A 17838-nucleotide genomic window follows, 5' to 3' on the forward strand; every position below is an offset into this window, starting at 1 on the left:
AGGTTAGCAGTACACTTGCACTTTAATACGCCTGCACTGAACGATCGCACAACCCATATCCAATCCTGGATCTAGAGAAGCGGCTGCCACTAGTGTGATCGTCGTGATCGCACTAGCTGCCAGGAAAATAAAAGGAGAAAGGCGGGATTGTTAATGAGATAGCGCCGCCACAGGCGTGCTGGTTCCATAGCAAAGCGGTACAGCCATTCCAAGCCCCATGCCATCATCCAGCGTGGTGCTTGAGACACTTCACCACTATGAAAGCTAAAAGCGGCTCCCACGCCAACCATCACTGCGTTGAGCTTGCCCTGCTGTCGTGCCATCCACTCTTCTTGCTTAGGGCAGCCTAACCCTACGAAGACAACAGACGCACCAGACGCATGAATACGATCGCGATCAGCACGCTCCTCTTCTAAAGTCAGCGGGCGAAACGGTGGGGCATGAGTGCCTGCAATGATCAGTCCCGGAAAGCGCTGCACCAGATTTTGCTGAAGTGTGTCCAGCATAAGTTTGGTGCCGCCATAGAGATAGAGCGGAATGCCTGCTTGTGCCGCGCGATCACACCATGCCAGCATCAAATCGGGACCGTAGACCCGTTGTTGCTGCTTGACTCCCAACAAGCGTAAGCCCATCACCAGCGGCATACCATCCGGTGTTACCAGTGCGGCACCATTAATCACTTGCTGATACGATCGCTGCCAATAGGCAGTCATCACTACATGAACATTAGCTGCCACAACATAGCAGGAGGTTTTTGACTGTGCCCATGCCTGAATGCGATCGCACGCATCCTCATAACTAGTTGGATACACAGGCGTTGCAATGATCTGAATAGGATTGAGCGAATTAATCACAAGGGTTTTAGTTAAACAAGAGTGTAGTTAAAGCAAGCGGTTGTCAAATTTTGGCAAGCATTGTAGATAGCACAATCAACGCTTGGAGGTCGCACGTTTTGCCAACCAACGCAGCAGTTGAGTCGGCAAAGCCAGAGCAACTAAGGACGAAAAATGGATATTACCTTGCCAAAGAAATTTCAATAGTTTTTGAGCATAGGTGTTCGTCAAAGCGGTTTGATTAAGCCATTTGCTGCCAAGTAAGAGTAATTCGTAGGCTCGCCATTCTAAACCTACCTGGCGATAAATTTCAAAGTGCTTTTGAGAAATTTTGTACCAGGCAAGCGGTGTAACTTTGCGACTATTTTGACCCAAATATTTTCGCCAGATGTAAATTGGTTCTGCCAGGTGATAGTAAGGGCAACCAGAGGCGATCGCACGCATCCAAAACTCGACATCGTGCAAATCTTGTACACCAAACTCAGGATCGTAACCGCCGAGGGCTTCCCACAGTGATCGCCGTAGTGGTGTTGTACCAACGAGCTTCCATTGAGAGCTAAGCGAAAAAGACTTTGGACTCAGCATTGTCTGAAGTGAAATATTACCCGGATCAACTAAAGTACCAGCAGCAGTCGCTTCATTTTGCCGGATATAATTTCCGTAAATAAAGCCTGCATCGGGATGCTGATCGAACGCTGCTTGAATGAGTTCTAGTGCAGTTGGTGGCAACACATCATCGGCATCGAGCAAAACAAAAAGCTCGCCCGTTGCGGCACCAAAACCACGATTTCTGGCGATTGAAGGTCCTCCATTCGGCTTCTGCCAGATAACTTGAATAGCACCTTGCTGCTCTAATTCACGACAGGCTTCATTCGTTTTGGTATCAGTGGAGCCATCATTCACCAAAATTAAATCGTTTGCTGGCAACGTCTGTTTTAAGACACTGTTCACTGCATCAAAAATCAGCTCCCCTTCTGAGTAGCAGGTAATAACAACGCTAATAGTGCTAGTTGTTAGGCTCATGGGCTGATGTTAGTTTGCTAAATTGCTGACGCAAAGACAACGGTAAAAAGCGTAAAAGCGTTATGAGTAGAATCGAACTATACTTTTTGAGAAACATTACGATGCCCCAAACCGAGTAAGCTTCCCAGTTTAGTCTGAGCCAAACCCGCCAGCTTAATCCAGACTGTGGCACAAAGATTAACTTCAGCAGCTTAAGCGGATCGCCCGGTTGTAGCAGCCAACGAGTGGGATACAACGCTGACTCACCGGGAAGGTTAAAAACCGTTGTTGTGGCATCAACAAAGAGAGAAAAGCCTGCCTTTTTAGCACGAATGAGAAAAAGGGAATCGCCGCCATAATGAGGGACTAGCCTAGGGTCAGGATAGCCGATCGTTTCTACAACAGTGCGAGGGATGCAAACAATATTACCGCTGAGTAAATCGCAAGGAATGACCTGCCCGATCGCAGCCTCAAGAAAGCGATAACCCTGCCATGTTTTACGCTTGCCACCAAAGGCGATCACCCCAGCTGTACCTGCTTCAAAGCCTTGGCAGCCAATAATACTATTTGGATGCGATTGCCCAAAGTCAACTAAATGACTGAGCGTATCTGCCGCAAATTGACAGTCATCATTGAGCCAAATAAAAAATTCTGCCCCTTGCTCATAGGCGTATTGCATTCCTAGCGCGATCGCACCTGTCCACCACAGGTTGCCGTCACCGGATAAGATTTCAACCTGCGGGTATAGCTCACGGACTGTTTGCCCAGTGCCATCTGTAGAGCCATCATCTATTATGACAATGCTGTAGCGTTCTAGTACTTTATATTGTTTAAGACGCTCCAGACATTGCACTGTAATATTCTTCCGATTGTGAACCGGAATAATGATATAAACAGGCTCTTTTGGAGGCGTACTCATTGCAAATAGTGAATTGAGCTAGTTAGCCAATGGAGCTAAATTTGGTTTCTTGAAAGAGCCAGCGTTTGACCCGTCGCAGCACTTCTTTAGGTTCGGTAGAAAGCGGCAGAACCGGAACAGAAGCATTGATTGCTTGCAGTTGCCGCAACGCTGCTTTCAGTGCTGTCGTATAGTCTTCATACAATCCCAAGCCTTGCTGACCAATGCGGTACTGAGCATACAATTGAATGCGGTTAGAACCAACAATTTTCAACCCATGAAAATGGTAGAAAACAGGCTGTAGCTTTCCTTCTAACCGTTGTTCAAAAAATCTGACATTCCAGGGCGCTAACGTTCGTTCAACTTGTTCAACAATCTGAACATCCTCAGCAAATAATTCTGTCCAGGCATCTAGATAACGCTGATCACCAAATTTGCCATCCTCAACGCGGTTAAAGCACCATTCCAGACAACGATCTTGCCACCAATGCATGACCCTAGCTGCCTCTGGAGTGCGTTTAAACGTTAGAAACTGCACACAAAAACGTCCGCTGATTTTGGCTTGATCATATTCCGGTGCATAGGCGTGTTCTGTAAAAAGTACGTGCTGATCGGACGACAGTTCCTGAAGAAGTAACCTCGGATCGGCAAAGAAGAACAGGTCTGCATCCAAATACGTTACCTGCTGTACATGAGCATCTCGTTCAAAGACTGCCTGGAAGGTAAAAGATGTAAGCGTCCAACAATATTCACCACGGCTCCGCTCAGGTTTGACTGCCAGCAATGCGGGTGTTTCGACGTCCTTCAGCGAAATCAAGCTAACGTGTGGTAGCGAAAGTTGCTGTAACTGCTGCTCTACCTTTTCATCCATGCAAACAATCCAGAGATGAAACGGTAGCGCATGGGTCATTAGGGACTGATGCAATGCCATACCTAATGGCAAGTAGTTAGAGTCAAAGAGAGTGCAGAAATGCTCGATTGCGCGGGTGTCGTTCTTCACGCTATTTAAAGTCATTGATCACCTCAATTACTTGGGCAACGTCACGATCGCTCATTTGAGGATGGCAGGGAATGGATAGGCATTGAGCTGCATGGGTTTCAGCCTGAGAGAGTCCCTGTGGATCGCGTTGGATGTCCTGACAGGGGGACTGGTGCTGTATGGGGATGGGATAGTGACTCAGGTTAGAAACCCCTTGTTCGGTCAAATAGGCGCTCAGTCGCTTTCGTTGCTCACAGCAGATCACAAAAAGGTGATGGACGTGGTTTTCCTTGCTCAATGGCGGTGCTAGAAGTTGAATGTTGGAGTTCTGAATGCCAGTGTAGTAGGCGTGGGCAATCTGCCGCCGTCGAGCCGTAAATTCCTCCAGCCAGCAGAGTCGCACTGAAAGCAATGCCGCTTGTAATTCATCAAGACGACTGTTTAAGCCTAGTTCTGGATGCTGGTAGCGTTGGCTCTGACCATAGTTCCGTAGAATCTGTGCCTGTTGGGCGATCGCGTCTGTATTCGTCACCAATGCGCCACCATCCCCAACGGCTCCCAAATTTTTTGTAGGGTAAAAGCTATACGCGCCCCACGTGCCAAAGCTGCCTGCGACTTTTCCCTGCCAGCTTGCTAAATGAGCCTGAGCGCAATCTTCTAATAAATGAATGCCTTTGTCGGCACACAACGCGACCCATTGCGGCATGGCTTTTACCTGCCCATACAGATGCACCAACAGCACGGCTTTTGTACGCGATGACAGGCACCGTTCAACACTAAGGGGATCTAGCAGCGCTGTCTCAGGATCAATATCTGCCAGGACTGGCGTTGCGCCTGCCCGTATAACAGCTAGCACGGTTGCAAAAGCGGTCATTGGGGTTGTTATAACTTCATCGCCTGCACCAATGCCGATCGCCCGTAAGCCGATCTCAATCGCATCCATGCCATTGCCAACTCCAACCGCAAAGCCGACACCGCAGCGCTCTGCCCAGGTAGCTTCAAACGTTTTAACCTCGTTGCCTAGAACGTACCAACCCGAGCGCAAAACCCGTTCAGCCGCAGCAATCTGCTGTTGCTGGAGCGCTTCCGGTTCTGCCCGAAAGTCGTTCATTAAAATCATGGTGGGGCTACCAGTAGTGAGCATGGTGTTGGATGTAGTAATCCAGGCTGTGTTGGAGACCGTCGCGTAGTGAAACTTGGGGCGACCAACCGAGCGTTTGGTGGGCTTTGGTGTAGTCGCTGTAGTAATCGCCAATGTCGATCGCCTTCAGTTCCCCTGGAAAGGGCACAATTTCATAGTTCCCACCGGGATATAGCTCTACCATCAACGTTGCCAGATCTTTTAAGTTGATGTATTCACGGCTACCCAGGTTGAAAACTTCGCCATTGGCGGTTGGGGTGATCGCAGCCTTCAATAACGCATCTACCGTATCATCGACGTAGTTAAAATCCCGTAACTGCAACCCGTCGCCGTAGACCAGAATGGGTTTGCCCTCGATCAAATTGCGAATCCAGATGCCCAAAAAGGTTTGTCGTGCATCCTTGACGCGCATACCGGGACCATAGGTATTGGTTAACCGTAACGCGCAGGCATGAATATGATGCACATTGTTGTAAAGTAAGTGATACCATTCGCCTGCTAATTTATTGATACCGTTAACATCAACAGGGCGAATGGGATGGGTTTCGTCAACAGGCAAATAATCGGGTTTACCGTAAAGCTGGCGCGTACTAGCAAACACAATTTTAATGCTGGTGTTGTGCTGACGGCAGGCTTCCAAAATCGATAATTGAGCCGAAGCATTAATATCTAAATCAGTCCTAGGATCTTTCATCGAGTCGAGGTGGCTAGTCTGCCCCGCCAAGTTAAACAGAAAGTCCTGCCCTTGAATAAGATGTGCCATTGCGTGAGGATCACGCACATCAGTAATATTCACCCTCACCTGATCTTCAATGTCGTGAATGTTGAAAAGGTTGCCACCATATTGCGGAATCAAGCTATCAACTAAAGTTACTTTTGACCCAAGCCTAACCAAGCGACGGGCTAGCGAAGAACCAATAAACCCTAAGCCGCCTGTAATCAGAATATTGGCGCGATCGAAATCTGAGTAAACGTCTAAAGCAATCATGATAAATTTCCTGTTTTTCTGGCTAAAACAATGTTATCCAGGTATAAATCTTCATTCTTAGGCAGGATGATAGCTAGCAATTCACCTAATAAATTAAGTGGCGACATCAAAACAAGTGTAATCAACGAATTTAGAACATTACTTTTGGTTACAGTTTTCTTGTAAAGGTATCCATTGGCTAATTGAAATAGTGTTCTTACGTCTGCCATACTTTTACGCTGTTCCAGAACTTTAAAACCATTGGCTTCTAAAATATGTTTCAAACCAAAGGAAGAGTAACGAGCATAATCAACAGGCTGTTCATGCTCATCCCAAACGAACGGTACAGTAAGGAGCAAAAAACCTTCAGGCTTGAGAATTCGGTAAATTTCAGATAGAAACTGGTCAGGATTAAAGACGTGTTCAAACACTTGATTAGTAATGACAGAATCAAACTCTTGCTCGGCGAAGGGAAAATGAACACCATCGTAAAAGTAATCTGCTGCCCGATTGCAGTTCGTTTCAAATGAGCCGATTTCCAAACCAATATAGTCTGAGTTAGGATAGAGACCTTGATAAGGCTTTTGCCCGCAGCCAACATCTAAGGTTTTACCTTTTATTGAAGGTGAGAGTGCTTTAATATGTTGATAGAGACCTTTCCGGGCAAAGTAAAAAGGATTAATAAACAACCCAATAATTCCAGGCTTAAACTGTGCTTTGTAGTAAATTTCTTTTAATGATTTAGCTGAAATCACAACGATTTCCTCTTAAAATAGAAGCCCTTAAATTGAGAAGGAATATTTACCTTATCGTCTGAATCAAACTCAAGTAGGAGGTCATACTTCTCCGCAAAAAAACTGAGAAATCTATCCAAGCTGAAAAACCATGCAGGGTAACTCGCAGAATAAATTTCTGGTGGGACTTTTTGAATGGTAAGGCGATCGCTTCCTTCTTTTACAAATGCAGTCCGGTCAAATAAAATATGGTTAAAGTTATAACTCAACAGCTTTTCTAGGAACTTATAAGGATCTTCCAAACATTGCACAACACCTGAAAGCAAAATAACATCAGGTTTCTCTATATGTATACAAGAATCAATATCATAGAAAAACTTTAGATGTGTATCTTCAAAAAACTGTTTGCCAGTGGTTACAAAGTTTTCTTGCTCAACAATGCTCCACTTCAACTCCTTTAAACCTGAAAGGAAGTCTTTACACTGATAGTAAGACGTACCTAATGAGCCACCAAAATCTAAAACACTCAACCTTCCTTCATTTTCAACAGCAATTTTGAGTAAACTTGCTAACAACGGAAAAGAGTAATGGATTTTATCAAAGATGACGGAATCTCGTGCATATACTGCTTTACCTTCTTTAACTTTTAGGAGAGAATCTTTAACTTTTTCCAGAATAACAGCAGCATCGTACCCTGTTGTATCCTGATACGCGGCTTGCCAGGTTTTATAGTTACCAAAAAAGCCATATTTTCCTACTTTCTTATATGTAGACAAGAAGAAAGGCGGAATTAATTGTTTCAAAAACAGTTTAGGATTTTTTATCACTTCTTTTGAATTCCTTCTTTAATTAGTTCATCTAGCTGAATAGCGCGCTGAATAAATGTGTGATATTCTAAGGTTCGGTTTTGACCTGCTCGTGCAATTGCTTTTCGTTTTTCTGGGTTTTCTAATAACCACCTAACTTTTTCAATGCATTCCTCAAGGGATTTATAGGTGACGACTTCATAGTCTGGCTCAAATACTGTCTGAATATTTTTCTTCCAATCTGTCAATAAGCAAGTTCCACTTCCTGTTGCTTCAAATAGACGCATATTAGAAGCAGAATGTGGTGACACGTCAATGTGTGAGTTGAAAGTTATTTTTGAATTTTGCAAAGTTTGGTACATTTGCAGCCCAAATACGGCAGGTCTTATAGCGGCACGCAATTGCTGACTAAGGTTCAAGGACACCTGCTCGGTAGAGCCAACGAGCTTCCCAATCTTTGGAACTTTTCTAAGCCAAGATTCTGGAATCCCTCCATGACGAAACACTGTCAGTAGCCTTTGTGCTGATGTTTTCAACTGATGTCTTAGTTCAGCTTTCCAGCTCATATCGAACGTTGGCGAATAAACCTGAACTGGAAACTGTTCTACTAGCTGCTCTAGAATCAATTTACGCTGTAAATGATATTGGTTAGAACGCACAATCTGACCAACAAAAGAAATATTAATTTCTGGGTCTTCTATCTGAGGCAACCGCTTCAGTAAGCGTGGTTCAAAAGCATGGTTAATATGCTCACTCCAATGACCTGCGTTTCTAAATTTTTCGACAAATTCAGGAATGCAAGAAAGCACTAAATCGTGAGCGCGGAAAATTTTTGTATCTTGATATGGTGCACCACACCAACCTATTGTAAGCTTGATCGATGGACAGGATTGCTTAAGTGCTACTAACCAATCGGCAGTGAATGTGTAGAAATCATCTGGAAACAATACTGATGGCTGAAACTGTTTGACCTGCGCGAGTACAATTTCTAGAAGCCAATTCTCTTCTGTGAAAATTACGCTATTTTCTAGCGCCCACGCCTTCTGCAAAGGTTCGATGTTGGCAATGATTTCCATCACCTCATAGCCTAAAGGCGTTAAAGCGTGAGACCAAAAATCAGCCCAGCCGAACCCGTCATAGTCAAGCGCTTCTTTTTGAGTAGCATAGGATTGATTACCTAAGCCCGGACGCTTGCTATAGAACTTGCTCCAATAAGCTTGGTAGACCGTTGTCATCTTAAGGAGCTTCATTTAGCCACCTTCTTATACAGTCCTATCCAGCCATTAGTTTTGCCTATCACACCAAAACTCAAACGAAATAATAAGGCAAGCAAAAGATTAATAAGCTTTGGTAAACGCGAGTGTTTTTTTACATATAAGCCAGCGAAAAAGGTGAGTTTTAATGGTTCTCTCCGAAACCAAAGATCCTGAAGTTGAATGCAATTTCTGGCATAGTATTGAACTTGAAGTTCTGACCCTCCAAACACCATATCAATTCCTACTGGGTGATAAGGCTTAATGTGGTCAAAATCGTCATAAAAATAGGGTGAATTGAGCGGTGTTGCAATGATGAGATGCCCTCCTAGCTTAAGGCGATCGAGGTAGCTATCCATAAACTCCAATAGTCGCTCGGGCATGAAATGCTCAATAATATGCGACATGAGTAATACATCGTATGTGTCATCCGTTTGCTTGAACTCTTCTGATGTCATACAACTTAAACCAGCTTCTCGGTTACGTTGGATGAGTACAGCATTTGCATCAACACCAACAGCATTAATACCTAGAGCTTGAATTGGCTTTAGCTTATTCCCATAACCACAGCCAATGTCGAGTAATGCTTGAGTCGAAGACAATCGTAGCGATGAGATAAATTCAAGGATTTTTTCCTCCTCGCTACGGATATCTCTTAACCTAGAAATTATTTTTTTAATCACACCATTCATCGTTTTAGCCAGTTGTAAACAGAGAAGCGCTTAGATTCCCAAGCAATTCTTTTCTCTATAGAAGACGGATGTACACCAGGCATAGGCATTTATAGGTCCAATACCATGAAAATCTAGTCTTTTATAGCCATTTTCCAACAAAAAAATATACCCTTCTTTATAGATTTCTCTGTCACTATTATCCCAAATAATTACCCCATCTTCTTTAAGGGAAAGTAGAGCATTGACAGCGCAATTAACTCTATCGCGACCATCAATAACAACAATATTAAATTCTTCTGTATAAGCAGCTATTTTCTTACAGTATGCTCCGCCATGTTCGAGAGTAATATGCTCTAAAGCTACATTAGATGGAATACTTTTCTTGACTTTCTCAAACCATTGCAGATCATGCTCACAAGAAGTTACAGAATAGACTCGATCAGCCCACCAAAGTGTAGAGTTGCCACAGCCATACTCAAAAACAGACATATCTTTTCTCACCCTGCCTTCCATAAATTTAATGAAAGAGTAAGTCATCCAGGGTATGGGATTGCGATACTTATCTACTGGCTCACCAGCTTGAAAGCTTAGAAGCCAACCTGACTGCTGCAAGAATTCTTTCCTTAAGCAGTAGAGCGGAGTAAGATTTAACTTTTTAAGGATAGGGCTTAGTATGCCTTTAAAGATTCTTTTCACAATCGGCTTATCCTATTAAGAACATTGCTTTGGTTAGCATTGATCCAGTTTTGAATAAAGATTTGTGCAGAAAACACGCTAAGTAGGTTGCACATAAATAAGAAGTGAAAGTCGCTATAGCTGAACCAATACCGCCATAGCTTGGGATTAAAATATAATTAAGGATAATATTCAGTCCACATCCAAGCAGAACTGTAAGAAGATGTAACTTGGTCCAGTTCATTACCGTGAGAAATGAACTGCGGGCTACTCCTAAATTAACAAATAGACCTGTCCAAATGAGGATCGCTAACATTGGGCTCGCTTTTTCGTAGGTGGCCCCAAACAAGAGTTTAATAATTGGTTCAGCTAGAAACGTCGTGGGAATCGCAACTGTATAAGCAAGTAATGCCATCAGTCGATAGAGTTTTTGCAGCCGTTCATAAAAAATTGTTTCGCTAATCTGTCTTGCTTCCATAATGCTTGGGAAGGTAGAAGATACGATCGCCATTGGAATGAAGTACCAAACTTCTGCAAGCCGTACAGCAGCAGAATAAATGCCAACTTCTTGATTTCCTACTTGCTGTGCCAACATAAGTTGGTCAATTCGCATATAAACCATGATGGCAAGAGAGGAGAGAATTAACGGATAACTGTCGCCTAACAGTTTTTTAGCAGTGATGAGACGGCTGCGCCAAGCAGTAATCAATTCTCCATTAGCTCGATAGGCGATGACTAACCCCAATGAACCTAAAGCTGTCTCTGCTAGCCCTACCCATGCAAAGGCGATTAACGGCGCTTTTATCATGAGGAGCCAGACTTTAACGAAAGTTGTGCATACGAAGGCAATATTCTTAGCGTAGACCGTATATTTCGACTGAACTTGTGACTGAAACCAAAAATCGATCGTATCTAGTGACTGAAAAACCATTCCCGCTGCGATGACACCAACGAGCCAGTGCGTGAGGCTCTGCCCAGGATTTAATTGTGCGATCACTCCAATGGTGACCAACCAGATAGCAATACCACTGACCAATTTCAGCGTAAACGCTGTACCGAGAAGTTCATGCTTTTGTTCTGGATGATGAACAATCTCTCGAATAACAATGCTGTCTAGACCGAGTGTAGGGATAACAGAAAACAAGCTGACAAAGGCGATCGCGTAGTTAAATAAGCCAAATTGTTCTGGTCCTAAGTAGCGGGCAACCCAAACGCCAACCAGTAACCCGACTCCCATCCGCAGGATACGATCGGCAAACAGCCAGCCCGTATTGCTCAAAATCTTCTGTAAGGTGTGGCGTCCGTGTAGTTTGGAACGAAGGATGGGTGGCAGAAGCTGAATCCAAGCTTGATTCATGGGGGCGGAGGTGTAAGCCAAAAACTAGGATTGCTGGGAAAGGAGACTTGGTTCAGAGTGCCCTAAAGCATTGGCGGAGCGATCGTGGCTTTACAACTCCTTCATAAAGGTTGCAAGACTTTTGCGATCGCTTGTGTATATTTTCCGATAATGGTTCAAATCTGTTGTTTCCTTTAGTGGTAGAACCGTTATACGCAACGAGTTTGCTGTTCTGCTGGCTTTAGTCATGTTTTGGAGCATTGGTCAGGTTTAGGTTATGCAACTGTACCGAATTGTTTTTATTGTCGCTGTGACTGCGTTTTGCCATACAGCATTGGTGCCATTCGTCAAAGCTGACTCTCCTCTGGCTCAACAAAATGGCTCGCGGCAGACTGAGGCAGACCAACTGCTAGAGCAGGGGACGCAGCAGTATCGCACCGGGCAGCCAACGCAGGCGATCGCCACTCTTCAGCAAGCGTTAAAGCTCTATCAAGCACTGGCAGATCAGCCCAAGGTTGTCAAAACGTTGCGGAACCTGGGCAATGCTTACTCTGTGATGACGAATTACCCGCAAGCGGTAGCGTTTTATGAACAAAGCCTTGACCTGGCGCGAAAGACCAAAAACTTGGAGGGCGAAGCAGCAGCGCTAGGCAATTTGGGCGTGATTGCCATCAATCTGGGCAAGGCTGACAAGGCAGCAGAGTACTATCAGCAAGCGTTGACGCTCTATCGCCAAATTAAAGATCGGCTCGGAGAAGGGCAGATGATCGGCAATCTGGCTGAGATTGCGGTTAACCAGAGAGATTATCCCAAGGCGATCGCAGCGTATCAGCAGGCGATCGTTGTTGCGCGTGAAATCAAAGACCGTCGGCTTGAGGCAAATAGTTTGGGCGGCTTGAGCGTTGTTTATGCAGGGCTGGGCGATCAGGCGACGTCGATTGACTATTCGCAGCAGCAGCTTACTCTTACCCGCAGTTTAGATGACCGGCTGGGCATAGCGGCAGCGCTCAACAATTTAGGGACAAACCACTACGCACTGAGCAACTATGGCAAGGCAATCGACTATTTGGATCAGCGCCTTGTTATTGCCCGTCAAATTCAGGATCGGTTAGGTGAAGCGCAGTCACTTGGCAATCTCAGCACTGTTTACTATGACCTGGGTGACTATAACCAGGCGATCGACACTGCGTTCAAAGGGTTAGCGATCGCCAGAGACATTCAGAACCCCTTGCTAGAAGCCTCCTTTCTCACCAAGTTAGGCAACCTCTATCTCATCGTGCAGGATTTTCCCAAGGCGATCGAGTACCACGAAAAGCGCCTCGCAACAGGTCGAGCGATGAAGGATACCAACAGCGTGACGACTGCGTTCACAAACCTGGGCAACGTGTATCGCTCGATGGGTCAGTATGAGAAGGCAATCGACTATCATCAGCAGGCGTTAGTGCTTGCCCGTCAGTCAAACGACAAAGCGAGTGAAAGCAGTGCTTTGGCAAATCTGGGGGTGGAATATGACGAGCTTAGCCAATCTGACAAAGCCGTCACGTCTTACCAGCAGGCATTGGCGATTGCCCGTGCCACGAAAGATCGCGCTACTGAAGGCTTGGTGCTGAACAATTTAGGCAAAGCGCTGTTCCGTTTAGGCAAGCTAACAGAGGCAGAAAGCGCTCTTACAAGCAGTCTTACGCTTTGGGAATCGCTACGTGCGAATTTGGGCAACAACGATCGCAACCAGATTTCGCTGTTCGAGCAGCAAGCCCGTACCTATCGTCTCCTTCAACGAGTGCTGGTAGCTCAAAACAAAACCGATGCAGCGCTAGAAATTGCCGAACGCGGTCGAGCACGAGCTTTTGTGGCACTTCTCTCACGGCGGCTTGCTGGTGGAGAGACGAAACCTGCTGCCGTACCAGCAACGCCACCACCAACGATCGCTCAGATCAAGCAAATTGCCAAAGCCCAAAACTCAACTCTGGTGCAGTATTCCATCACCTATGAAGACATCCTGATAGATGGTAAGGTGCAACCACGCGAGGCGGAACTACTCATTTGGGCGATCGCGCCGGATGGCACTATCACCTTCCGTAACGTTGACCTGACAACTCAGGCAAAGGGTCGGTTTGCGCTAGGCGACCTCGTTGCCAGTAGCCGAGAAACCATTGGGGTGAGTGGTCGCGGTTCCAGTGCCCCTAAAAACACTGCACCAGCCGAGGATTTAGCAAAGTCTCAAGGGCTGTATCAATTGCTCATTCAGCCGATCGCCGATGCCTTGCCAAAAGACCCCAACGCTCGCGTCACCTTCATCCCCCAGCAATCGCTCTTTTTAGTGCCCTTTGCCGCCCTGCAAGATCCGGCTGGCAAGTATTTGATCGAGCGACATACCATTCTGACTGCACCGTCGATTCAGGTGCTGGCGCTGACGCAGCAACAGCGAGAGAGGGGAGGGGAGAGAGGAGTAAGCAGTGAGGGGGGAGAGGTAAGAAGAGCAGAGGGAGTAAGGGGAATAAGGGGTGCAGGGGGAGTACGGGGAGCAGGGGGAGCGAGTCGAGGGGAGGAGCAGGGGGTAAGAACGACTAATTTACCTGGTTCCCCACTTCCGACTTCTGGCTCCCTTGTGGTGGGTAATCCAACCATGCCGTTTCTGGCTACTCAAGCGGGAGAACCAGCAGAACAATTAGGGAGTTTGCCAGGAGCGGAACTAGAGGCGGCAGCGATCGCGCCCCTCCTTGGCACACAAGCCATTACGGGCGATCGGGCGACGAAAGCGGCGATCGTGCAGCGAATGCCTCAGGAACGCATCATCCATCTGGCAACGCATGGGCTACTGGATGATCTTAAGGGTTTGGGTATACCAGGGGCGATCGCGCTGGCTCCCTCTGGTAAAGACAACGGCTTCTTGACGGCTGACGAAATTCTCGATCTAAAGCTTAAGGCTGAACTGGTTGTCTTAAGTGCCTGTGACACCGGAAGAGGACGGTTAACAGGTGATGGAGTCATCGGGTTATCGCGCTCCTTTATTGCGGCTGGCGTTCCTAGCCTCGTTGTGTCACTCTGGGCAGTGCCCGATGCACCCACGGCGTTTCTCATGACCGCGTTCTATCAAAACCTTACCCAGACACCCGACAAAGCACAGGCACTCCGACGCGCCATGCTAGACACGCTCAAGCAGTACCCCAAGCCACAAGATTGGGCAGCCTTTACGCTGATTGGTGAAGCAGAGTAGGGATGGGTGTGACAGGGAATTGACATGGATTGAACAAGTGTTAGGTTGGCTGGGAATAGTTAGCATCATTTGTCAAAACTAAACCTAGTCGCTTAAGTCAAGATTTTATGAAAATTTCCCTTCTTGTTGGATTGTTTGCTGGATGCTCGGTGCTGATGGCTAGCGTGCCATTAAAGGCTCACGAGCTATCGTCTCTCAAGGCATCAGTAGTCAGACTAGGAGACGGATCAATCGATCGATCCAATCGCTTGTCTCTGTCTCCTAAACCACCACAGGGCGATCGCGTTCTGGTTGAAACTAAAACGGTGACGTTCGTTCGTGGCAAAAAAGGGCAGGAGTACCCAGATTACAAAGAAGCGATCGTCAAGTATCCCCAGGTAACAGGGCTGACAAATCCGGCTGTATTGCGAAATGTGCAGTCAGCCGTCAGTCTTAAAAGCGTTTTTGGGCAGTCGATCGCAGAACTACGGGCAGAGTTTTTGGCAAGCTGGTGGTTGAGCGAAATTGACTATACGGTGAACTACAACCAAAACTCGCTGCTGGATCTCACGTTTACCAGGAGCGGTAGTGGTGCCTATCCCAGTTCTTCTAACAAGCATCGGTTGGTCAACCTGAAGACGGGCAAAGTGGTAAAAGCGGCAGATGTGTTCAAGCGAGAATCACTGAGCACGATCGCGACGATGGTTAATAAAGCGATGCAGGCTGAAGTAAAACGGGCGATCGCAAACGGCGACAAGGAGGGTGCCGATCTGCGGGAGCAGCTCAAGAATCAACGCTTTCAAACCAAGCATCTCGATAGTTTTACGATCAGCGACAAAGGAATTACGTTTCTCTACGACTTCGGCTTTCCCCATGTCATTCTGGCGCTGCAACCCTCTGGCAAATACTTTCTCAGCCATAACCAGTTAAGGGCATACATTAAGCCAGACGGTGCGCTGAAGGTGTTTCTACCCAACACTACCGCTGGTAAACGTTAGGATTTAACTGCCTGACGCATCTCTTTGCTGGGCAGTCAGAACCATCGCTACAGAAGCACTAGCACAGCCATATAGCAAAAGGATGAGGAATGAAGGGTGAATAGAAGCCCTTGCTCAAAGGACATTTTAAGGATTGAGCCTGTCCTACCGTTCTCTTCGACTGCCATACCCAAAAAGCTTAAACTGCCTACGCGGATGCTCCAACCTTGATGCCTGCTAGCCTACGTAGGCAGCTTATGTAATGTCAGGCGCGAACGATCCCCACCCCTTCACCTCTGCCCTTCTTCACCCCCTCACCTCTGCCCTTCCTCAGCCCTTCACCCCTTCCCTTCTTCACTTTCCCCCTTTCACCCCAACGGTCCAGTCAGAATTGTCTTCGCAATACCGTCGATCGTCTCCGTGCCATCGTCATACTTCAGTTCTTCGTACCACTTTTGGGTTTTTGCGGGGTCTTTGCCGTGGATCATATCGGCACGTTTGCGGGCACGAGTGATGATATCGGCAACGCGCTCTTTACGATCGGCTTCATAGTGCTGGAGGGCATCAGCGACGCTAAGGGTCGTAGTTTTCAGACAATTTGTCAACACAAACGCATCTTCGATCGCCTGGCTGCCACCCTGCCCTAAATCAGGCGCAGCACCGTGTGCAGAATCTCCCAGTAGTGCGACGCGACCACGCACCAGAGTTTCTAGCGGTTCAATATCATGAATCAGCACGCGATTGGTTTTGTCTGGCTCCAGACATTGAATCAACGTTTGCACCGGGGTCGCCCAGCCAGCAAAAGAGTGTTCCAGCTCAGCACGAAGCTCACCGGACTCCTGAGCCTTCTCCTTGGACATAGGCACATCGAAGAAGAAGTAAAAGCGATCGTCCGCGATCGGCATCAACGAGGCGCGTTTGTGTTCACCCACATAGATGACCCAGCTTGTAGGGGGAGCCAGTTCATCCGTTGCAGGCACCAGCCCATTCCAGTTGACGTAACCCACGTAGCGACGATCGAGCGGTTGCCCTAACACGTAGGGACGCAGGAGCGAGTGCGTGCCATCGGCTGCAACCAGTACATCGCCTGTTGTAGTGCTGCCGTTCTCAAAGCGGGCAGTCACGCTAGTTGCATCCTGTTCGACACCAACACACTTCATGCCCAGACGTACATTCTCGGCTCCAAAGGCTTGCAGCAGCATCTGTTGCAGATCAGTCCGTGCCACCGGATACGGACGCTGACCCACCCGTTCAATTAAAGGGAGCAGGCTAAAATCATTGAGTTTTTCGCCGGTGTGGCTGTAGTACGCCATGCGATCCATTTGCCCGCCAATGCTAGCAATCTCCTGACTTAAACCCAGTTGATTTAGCACCTTCACCCCGTTTGACCAGAGCGAAATGGCAGCACCTGCGGGACGTAACTCACGGACACGATCGTAAAGCTCAACGGTGTAGCCCGCCTGCTGCAAGGCGATGCCTGTGGTCAAGCCACCCATCCCAGCACCAATCACAATCACTTTCAGATTATCCATGCTGCATTCCTCGTCTCATCCTTACCAGCACCGCATAGCTGCTTTAAAGGATCTGAATTGTTTGATACAAAAGCAGCCCATTGGAGAAAGTTTTTGCTTTCTGGCTCACTTAAATCTAGGAATAACAGATAGGGTGCGATCGTGCATAACTACAGCACTCCAGCCATACCTTAATGTAGGTTGGTTGTTTAAAAGTCCTGGTTATGGGCAAATGCCTGATGACTCAAGGTCATGATTAAGGTTGCTTGACTATGCAAACGTCGTGAATGGGCACGGTCAGGGTAAAGCTGGTCTTTCCACCGCTACTTTCGGCCACGATCGTACCGCCTAAGTAAGCCGTCATCTTTTGCACAAGTGCCAACCCTAACCCTGTGCCACCATGTTCCCAGCGATCGCTGTTGAGACGATAAAACCGATCAAAGAGCCGAGGGAGTTCATGGGCAGGAATTTCGACCCTTGTATTCATGATCGTTAGCTGCAACGTTTCCTTGCCTTTAGGTAGAGTTGATTCAGGGAAAAGTATCGTCAGCGCAATAGTGCCTCCAGGAGGCGTAAATTTGCAGGCGTTGGTCAGCAACTCACCTAAAATACGCCGTAGACTGATGGGATCGGTGATGATAGCGGTCAGGCGATCAGACACATCAACCTGAAAGTTATGTTGTTGGGTAGCAATGCGATCAAGAAAGGGCTTAATGATCTGTGGTAGCCAATTCTTAAGCTGAATGGTTATGTGGCTAAAGGCATACGTGCCTGCATCAAGCTGTTGTAAATCAAGGAAGTTGTTTAAGAGGTTAACTTCTTTATCGCACTCACGTTCTAAAAGTTGGATGTAATG

16 protein-coding genes are annotated in these 17838 nt (G+C 46.9%); 2 read left to right on the top strand and 14 right to left on the bottom strand.

Annotation, left to right across the window (positions count from 1 at the left end):
* Positions 1–89: 89 nt before the first annotated feature.
* From H6F86_RS29060 to H6F86_RS29115, 12 genes are all read right to left on the bottom strand, one after another.
* A complete protein-coding gene (locus H6F86_RS29060; protein ID WP_190454233.1) occupies positions 90–854 on the bottom strand; it encodes a WecB/TagA/CpsF family glycosyltransferase in 765 nt (254 codons plus the stop codon).
* 75 nt (positions 855–929) lie between these two features.
* A complete protein-coding gene (locus H6F86_RS29065; protein ID WP_190454236.1) occupies positions 930–1856 on the bottom strand; it encodes a glycosyltransferase family A protein in 927 nt (308 codons plus the stop codon).
* Entirely contained in the window at positions 1840–2754 is a 915-nt protein-coding gene (locus H6F86_RS29070) for a glycosyltransferase family 2 protein (RefSeq protein ID WP_190454239.1), read from the bottom strand. The genes H6F86_RS29065 and H6F86_RS29070 overlap by 17 nt, the downstream gene beginning before the upstream one ends.
* Positions 2755–2776: 22 nt before the next feature.
* The gene (locus H6F86_RS29075) at positions 2777–3748 is read right to left on the bottom strand and encodes a glycosyl transferase (RefSeq protein WP_190454242.1); all 972 of its coding nucleotides are present in this window, start codon (positions 3746–3748) and stop codon (positions 2777–2779) included.
* The gene (locus H6F86_RS29080; protein ID WP_242033755.1) at positions 3735–4856 is read right to left on the bottom strand and encodes a DegT/DnrJ/EryC1/StrS family aminotransferase; all 1122 of its coding nucleotides are present in this window, start codon (positions 4854–4856) and stop codon (positions 3735–3737) included. Before H6F86_RS29080 ends, H6F86_RS29075 begins: the two co-directional genes overlap by 14 nt.
* Entirely contained in the window at positions 4840–5841 is a 1002-nt protein-coding gene (locus tag H6F86_RS29085; RefSeq protein WP_190454245.1) for an NAD-dependent epimerase/dehydratase family protein, read from the bottom strand. Before H6F86_RS29085 ends, H6F86_RS29080 begins: the two co-directional genes overlap by 17 nt.
* Positions 5838–6575 (bottom strand): class I SAM-dependent methyltransferase, encoded by a 738-nt coding sequence (locus tag H6F86_RS29090; protein WP_199305552.1) that lies wholly within the window; start codon positions 6573–6575, stop codon positions 5838–5840. Before H6F86_RS29090 ends, H6F86_RS29085 begins: the two co-directional genes overlap by 4 nt.
* Positions 6572–7357 carry a TIGR04325 family methyltransferase gene (locus H6F86_RS29095; RefSeq protein ID WP_242033726.1) on the bottom strand — a complete coding sequence of 262 codons (786 nt, stop codon included), beginning with the start codon at positions 7355–7357 and terminating at the stop codon, positions 6572–6574. Before H6F86_RS29095 ends, H6F86_RS29090 begins: the two co-directional genes overlap by 4 nt.
* Positions 7358–7377: 20 nt before the next feature.
* Complete coding sequence (locus H6F86_RS29100; protein WP_190454253.1) at positions 7378–8595, bottom strand: glycosyltransferase; 1218 nt, start codon at positions 8593–8595, stop codon at positions 7378–7380.
* A gap of 11 nt (positions 8596–8606) precedes the next feature.
* A complete protein-coding gene (locus H6F86_RS29105; protein ID WP_190454256.1) occupies positions 8607–9305 on the bottom strand; it encodes a class I SAM-dependent methyltransferase in 699 nt (232 codons plus the stop codon).
* A gap of 30 nt (positions 9306–9335) precedes the next feature.
* Positions 9336–9983: an FkbM family methyltransferase gene (locus tag H6F86_RS29110; RefSeq protein WP_190454259.1), complete on the bottom strand. Its 648-nt coding sequence runs from the start codon at positions 9981–9983 to the stop codon at positions 9336–9338.
* 7 nt (positions 9984–9990) lie between these two features.
* Complete coding sequence (locus H6F86_RS29115; protein WP_190454262.1) at positions 9991–11319, bottom strand: flippase; 1329 nt, start codon at positions 11317–11319, stop codon at positions 9991–9993.
* A gap of 256 nt (positions 11320–11575) precedes the next feature.
* Here H6F86_RS29115 and H6F86_RS32610 point away from each other — a divergent pair, with 256 nt between their 5' ends.
* Both H6F86_RS32610 and H6F86_RS29125 read left to right on the top strand, forming a co-directional pair.
* Positions 11576–14515 (top strand): CHAT domain-containing protein, encoded by a 2940-nt coding sequence (locus H6F86_RS32610; RefSeq protein ID WP_242033727.1) that lies wholly within the window; start codon positions 11576–11578, stop codon positions 14513–14515.
* Between the two features lie 107 nt (positions 14516–14622).
* Positions 14623–15492: a DUF3298 and DUF4163 domain-containing protein gene (locus tag H6F86_RS29125; protein ID WP_190454265.1), complete on the top strand. Its 870-nt coding sequence runs from the start codon at positions 14623–14625 to the stop codon at positions 15490–15492.
* 347 nt (positions 15493–15839) lie between these two features.
* On the opposite strand, the gene hpxO is transcribed toward H6F86_RS29125, so the two are convergent.
* Positions 15840–17003: an FAD-dependent urate hydroxylase HpxO gene (gene hpxO, locus H6F86_RS29130; RefSeq protein ID WP_190454268.1), complete on the bottom strand. Its 1164-nt coding sequence runs from the start codon at positions 17001–17003 to the stop codon at positions 15840–15842.
* A 235-nt stretch (positions 17004–17238) separates the two neighbouring features.
* Positions 17239–17643 (bottom strand): ATP-binding protein, encoded by a 405-nt coding sequence (locus tag H6F86_RS29135; protein ID WP_190454271.1) that lies wholly within the window; start codon positions 17641–17643, stop codon positions 17239–17241.
* Between the last annotated feature and the right edge of the window lie 195 nt (positions 17644–17838).

It is taken from the genome of Phormidium sp. FACHB-592 (assembly GCF_014695795.1).
In the GTDB taxonomy this organism is placed as follows: domain Bacteria; phylum Cyanobacteriota; class Cyanobacteriia; order Leptolyngbyales; family Leptolyngbyaceae; genus Stenomitos.

Coding starts and splice junctions, on each gene's coding strand:
- H6F86_RS29065 (WP_190454236.1), bottom strand. CDS start 1,856: ATGAGCCTAACAACTAGCACTATTAGCGTTGTTATTACCTGCTACTCA.
- H6F86_RS29125 (WP_190454265.1), top strand. CDS start 14,623: ATGAAAATTTCCCTTCTTGTTGGATTGTTTGCTGGATGCTCGGTGCTG.
- H6F86_RS29070 (WP_190454239.1), bottom strand. CDS start 2,754: ATGAGTACGCCTCCAAAAGAGCCTGTTTATATCATTATTCCGGTTCAC.
- hpxO (WP_190454268.1), bottom strand. CDS start 17,003: ATGGATAATCTGAAAGTGATTGTGATTGGTGCTGGGATGGGTGGCTTG.
- H6F86_RS29115 (WP_190454262.1), bottom strand. CDS start 11,319: ATGAATCAAGCTTGGATTCAGCTTCTGCCACCCATCCTTCGTTCCAAA.
- H6F86_RS29105 (WP_190454256.1), bottom strand. CDS start 9,305: ATGAATGGTGTGATTAAAAAAATAATTTCTAGGTTAAGAGATATCCGT.
- H6F86_RS29100 (WP_190454253.1), bottom strand. CDS start 8,595: ATGACAACGGTCTACCAAGCTTATTGGAGCAAGTTCTATAGCAAGCGT.
- H6F86_RS29080 (WP_242033755.1), bottom strand. CDS start 4,856: ATGCTCACTACTGGTAGCCCCACCATGATTTTAATGAACGACTTTCGG.
- H6F86_RS29085 (WP_190454245.1), bottom strand. CDS start 5,841: ATGATTGCTTTAGACGTTTACTCAGATTTCGATCGCGCCAATATTCTG.
- H6F86_RS32610 (WP_242033727.1), top strand. CDS start 11,576: ATGCAACTGTACCGAATTGTTTTTATTGTCGCTGTGACTGCGTTTTGC.
- H6F86_RS29075 (WP_190454242.1), bottom strand. CDS start 3,748: ATGACTTTAAATAGCGTGAAGAACGACACCCGCGCAATCGAGCATTTC.